Raw genomic sequence first — 4,631 nt, 5'->3', positions numbered from 1 at the left:
TCTATAGACGGGGGTACGTTCACTCCGCGTATTGCCATCTCATATGCTTACTTTATATACATATAGAATTCCAACATATGATTTCACTTCATTATACGATGTAGCAAAAACAGGATTAATGAAATCTATATAATACGTCCCATAGACGGAGAAAATACACATGACCTACTCTATACATAAAAATAAAGCATCCATAAACCGCTGGGTTTATGGATGCTTTGGTTTTTATGTTCTCACTCAGGCTTTTTCCTGGGTCTGTTTCTTTTTGTGGCTCTTGAAGAACGGCAGGGCTACTTCCGGGAAGAGGGTATAGCTCAGGACGTCTTCCGGGCTGGCATCGGGGAATCCTTCTTTAGCCAGTTCTTCTTTGGCTTTGCCCAGTTCCGGTTCCAGGTCGTCGGCCGGACGGTGGTCGATGACGGGTTCGTCGCCGATGCACATTTTGCGGAATTCTTCGGAGATGGTACCCGGTACACGGCCGTATTTGCCGCGGACGATGTCGCGGACTTCGTTGGTAATGATTTTATAGCGGCCGAAGAGTACGTTCAGTGCAGCCGCCGAGCCGGTAATCTGGCTGGTCGGTGTGACCAGTGGCGGATAGCCCAGATCGCGACGGACGTTCGGCATTTCGGCCAGTACGTCGTCAAAGCGGTCTTCCGCACCCTGGTTCTTGAGCTGGTTGTACAGGTTGGTCAGCATGCCGCCGGGGATCTGGTATTTGCGGACAGCCGGATTAATCTGGGCCGGCATGGTCAGTTTGAATTCGTCGGCCAGTTCCTTGCGGACTTGTTTGAAGTGTTCCGTCAGGGGCCATAATTTTTCGATATCGATACCGGAATCGTAGATGCTCCCCTGGAGGGCCATGACCATTGTTTCCGTGGCCGGCTGGCTGGTGATTTCCCCAAAGGGGGACAGGGCCGTATCGATGATATCGACGCCGGCTTCGATGGCCTTGAGATAGGTCATTTCTCCAAAGCCGCAGGTGCAGTGCGTATGCAGTTCGATGGGCACGCGGAGGTGCTTTTTCAGCATGCGTACCAGGTTGTAGGCGTCATACGGAGCCAGGAGGCCCGACATATCCTTGATGCAGACCGAATCGACGCCCATGTCTTCCAGTTCGCCGGCTACGCGGGTAAACGATTCCAGCGTGTGGATAGGACTGATAGTGTAGACCAATGTTCCCTGTACATGGACGGATTTCGTGTCTTTGGCCGCCTTGATGGCTGCTTCCATGTTGCGCGGGTCGTTGAGGGCATCGAATACGCGGATGATGTCTATGCCGTTATCAACGGCACGATTGACGAATTCGTATACGACATCATCGGCATAATGGCGGTATCCCAGGATGTTCTGTCCCCGGAACAGCATCTGCAGAGGCGTCTTTTTGACGTATTTCTTGATGGTCCGCAACCGTTCCCACGGGTCTTCATCGAGGAAGCGCATGCACGTATCAAAGGTAGCGCCGCCCCAGCATTCCAGGGCATTATAGCCGATGTCATCCATTGCTTCCAGCACGGGCAGCATCTGCCTGAGGCGCATTCGTGTCGCCGCTATGGACTGATGCCCGTCGCGGAGCACTGTTTCTGTAATTTTTACTTGAGCCATTCTATATCCTCCATCTGGTTTCATCCTATAAAATCTAGTACTATTACGTGGTACTAAAGACATATACAGGTATTATACCATATTTGGCTGCAATAAGACAGACTCCCCTTACGTGTATAGACAAAAAGAACATTCCCTCATGATTTATATGCATGAAGGAAATGTTCTTTTCCTTATCCTGTCAGTTTCGCTACTGCAGGAATTTATTTGGCAGCGCCGGCTTTATCGGCAGCCAGGATGGCTTCATAGACTTCATCGGCAGTGATGTCGGCGCGGACGTTTTTGGTGAATTCTTTCGGCGATGCGGCGATTTTAGCAGCCCGGCGGATGTCGGCTTCGACAAATTCCGTTACGCCCAGATCAGCCAGTGTGGACGGCAGGCCGACGGCGTGGATATAGTCGAGGACGGTATTCCATTCTTCTTCCGGAGCTTTTTCGAGGATGAGCTGGGCGATGAGGCCAAAGGCGACTTTTTCGCCGTGGGACGTGCCGTTGGCATGAATCTGCGGTACGGCACCGAGGCCGTCATTGATGGCATGGGCAGCAGCCAGACCGCCGCAAATGGCGCCGAATCCGCTGAGGTAAATGCAGGCTTCGACGACGTTTTCCAGGTCTTGGTTCACTTCGTTGCGGTCTACCGCTTCCAGAGCCTTGGCGGAATGTTCGAGGAGGAGGTCATAGCAGAGCTTGGCCATAGCCAGTGACGTGTGGGAGCAGTTGCCCCGTGCCATGGTGCGGGCACCGGTACGCCAGCAGGCGCGGGCTTCAAAATACGTAGCCAGGGCATCGCCCATGCCGGATACGAGGAATTTGCGCGGTGCCTGGGCAATGACGCCCGTATCGACGAGAACGACGTCGGGGTTGCGGACCATATTGATGACTTTGACGACGACGCCTTCTTCATTGTAGACGACGGAAAGGCCGGCACAGGGTGCATCATTGGATGCGATGGTCGGGATGATGACACAGGGGATGCCGCCCATTTTGGTTGCCACGGCTTTGGCCGTATCGATAGCCGTGCCGCCGCCGGCACCGATGATGATGTCACAGCCGGCAGCCGTTCCGTCGGCTACGGCCTTTTCGATGGCTTCCATGGTGCACTGGTTGTGGAATTCGGAATAGACCATTTCCTTTTCTACGCTCTTCAGCGCCGTTTCGATGCGGTCGCCGATACGCTGTTTATTATTGGGGGAACAGATGAGCAAGAACTTATTGCCCAGTTTTTTTACGAATTTCCCCAAGTTGTCGAGTTCACCTGCGCCCTGAATATACTGTCCTACGTCTCTGAGTACTACTGCCATTGTACGTAAACCTCCTTGATACTATACCTTTGCATAAAAATAATACCTTCTCATACAGACGATTTTACCATAGAATGGGAAGAAAAGGAAGATTTTTATACGAATTTACGTATGGATTTGTATATTCGTATTTTTCATAGAATCCATGGAGCTTTTCATTTTGACATTCTCTGCCTGGCATTATACAATAAGACATATATTCATTATTATATGCATGGAAATGGAGGCCTTTTGTATGGCTATTACGACACAGGATATAGAACAGGTACTGGAACGGGATATCCGCCCTATTCTGGCATCGCACCACGGCAATGTAGTACTGCAGGATTTTACTGACGGCAAGGTATATATCCGCCTGACCGGTATGTGCAGCGGCTGTCCGTCGGCGACGATTACGACGGAAGAAATCGTTGCCGAACGGCTGAAAGCGGTGTTCCCGGAAATCGAAGACGTCATCCTCGACACGAGCGTGAGCGATGACCTCATCGCCCAGGCAAAAGCCATTCTCAGCCAGCATCATACAAGGTGACGGCTATGGTTATCGGCATCAAGTACTGCGGTGGCTGCAACAGCACGTACGACCGGGCGCAGGAAGTACAGCGCCTCATGGGAGATTTCCCCGGCCATACCTGGGTCTATGCGGCCCACGGCGCCCGTCAGGCCGATTACTGGCTTATCGTCTGCGGCTGCCCCTGCATCTGCGCCAATACGGAAGGACTCGAAGCAAAAAAGGGCATCGTGACGCTGCAGTGTCCCGACGATTTTACAGCTGTACGGTCCCTGCTATAACGACTGCCTGCATCGTATACGGCAGCAGACAAAACGAAACGAACCTGGTCCCACTCAGGAGGACCAGGTTCGTTTCGTTTTTAGTGAAGGATTGTATTGTATGAGAAGTAAGAGGATGGCTCTTACAAGGCCGCTAATTTCTTGTACGTTTCCCGCCGTTCCCGTGCATCATCTTCAGCCTGCTGCAGGAGCTGCGGTGCCGCATCGGGGAATTTCTGGATCAGGGAAGCATAGCGTACTTCGCCTCTGATAAAATCCTGGAAGCTTTCTGTCGGTTCTTTCGAATCGAGGTGGAACGGATTTTCGCCCTGTTCCTTGCGGTCCGGGTTGTACCGGTAGAGCGACCAGTACCCCGATTCGACGGCTCTCCTGGCTTCCAGCTGGGTCTTTGCCATGCCGGCTTTGATGCCATGGTTGGAGCACGGCGCATAGGCAATGATCAGGCTCGGGCCGTGGTAGGCTTCGGCTTCACGGATAGCTTTCAGTGTCTGCTGCTTGTCGGCACCCATAGCGATCTGGGCGACGTATACATAACCGTAGGACATGGCCATGAGACCCAGGTCTTTTTTGCGGACCCGCTTGCCGGCCGAGGCAAATTTGGCAATAACTGCCGTCGGCGTCGATTTGGACGACTGGCCGCCTGTATTGGAGTACACTTCCTTTACCATGATGTAGTTCTCCCCTTACATATTCGTCATGTACTATTCTTCAATATGGGCAATCTTCTTAGCCAGTTCTTTCTTCATTTCCAGGTTACCCTGACGGGAAATCATGATGCGCTGTGCCTGCGGGCTGCCGGCACCGTGCATGGATTCTGTCCGGTAGCCGACGGCGGCCGTGCCCAGGCAGAGATTTTCGATGAGACGCAGGACTTTCAGGCGGTTTTCCGTCGATACGGACGATACACCTTTAAGGTATTTATCGACATACGGCCCG

General features: G+C 52.5%; 5 protein-coding genes and 1 pseudogene. 2 read left to right on the top strand and 4 right to left on the bottom strand.

Annotated elements, in window-relative coordinates; all coding sequences use genetic code 11:
* Window positions 1-237: 237 nt before the first annotated feature.
* Window positions 238-1,605, bottom strand: coding sequence for a pyruvate carboxylase subunit B (locus B2U90_RS10140; protein ID WP_059075704.1), 1,368 nt, complete (start codon window positions 1,603-1,605; stop codon window positions 238-240).
* 203 nt (window positions 1,606-1,808) lie between these two features.
* Window positions 1,809-2,906 (bottom strand): glycerol dehydrogenase, encoded by a 1,098-nt coding sequence (locus B2U90_RS10135; RefSeq protein WP_292017703.1) that lies wholly within the window; start codon window positions 2,904-2,906, stop codon window positions 1,809-1,811.
* Window positions 2,907-3,141: 235 nt separating this feature from the next.
* Here B2U90_RS10135 and B2U90_RS10130 point away from each other — a divergent pair, with 235 nt between their 5' ends.
* Window positions 3,142-3,435 carry a NifU family protein gene (locus tag B2U90_RS10130; RefSeq protein WP_059075702.1) on the top strand — a complete coding sequence of 98 codons (294 nt, stop codon included), beginning with the start codon at window positions 3,142-3,144 and terminating at the stop codon, window positions 3,433-3,435.
* Between the two features lie 5 nt (window positions 3,436-3,440).
* Window positions 3,441-3,695, top strand: a complete 255-nt coding sequence (locus tag B2U90_RS10125) for a hypothetical protein (RefSeq protein WP_292017702.1) — start codon at window positions 3,441-3,443, stop codon at window positions 3,693-3,695.
* A gap of 122 nt (window positions 3,696-3,817) precedes the next feature.
* Here the strand turns inward: B2U90_RS10125 and B2U90_RS10120 are convergent.
* Together B2U90_RS10120 and B2U90_RS10115 are read right to left on the bottom strand one after the other, a co-directional pair.
* Window positions 3,818-4,366 (bottom strand): annotated as a pseudogene (locus B2U90_RS10120) (pyruvate:ferredoxin (flavodoxin) oxidoreductase); the annotation flags it as partial.
* A gap of 30 nt (window positions 4,367-4,396) precedes the next feature.
* Window positions 4,397-4,631: 4-hydroxyphenylacetate 3-hydroxylase C-terminal domain-containing protein (locus tag B2U90_RS10115; protein WP_292016846.1), on the bottom strand; the 235-nt coding region annotated here is incomplete at its 5' end.

It is taken from the genome of Megasphaera sp. UBA4233 (genome assembly GCF_002395615.1).
GTDB classification, from domain to species: domain Bacteria; phylum Bacillota; class Negativicutes; order Veillonellales; family Megasphaeraceae; genus Megasphaera; species Megasphaera hexanoica.
The sequence above is the reverse complement of the archived record's forward strand: the minus strand, read 5'-3'. Positions and strand labels throughout refer to the sequence as shown.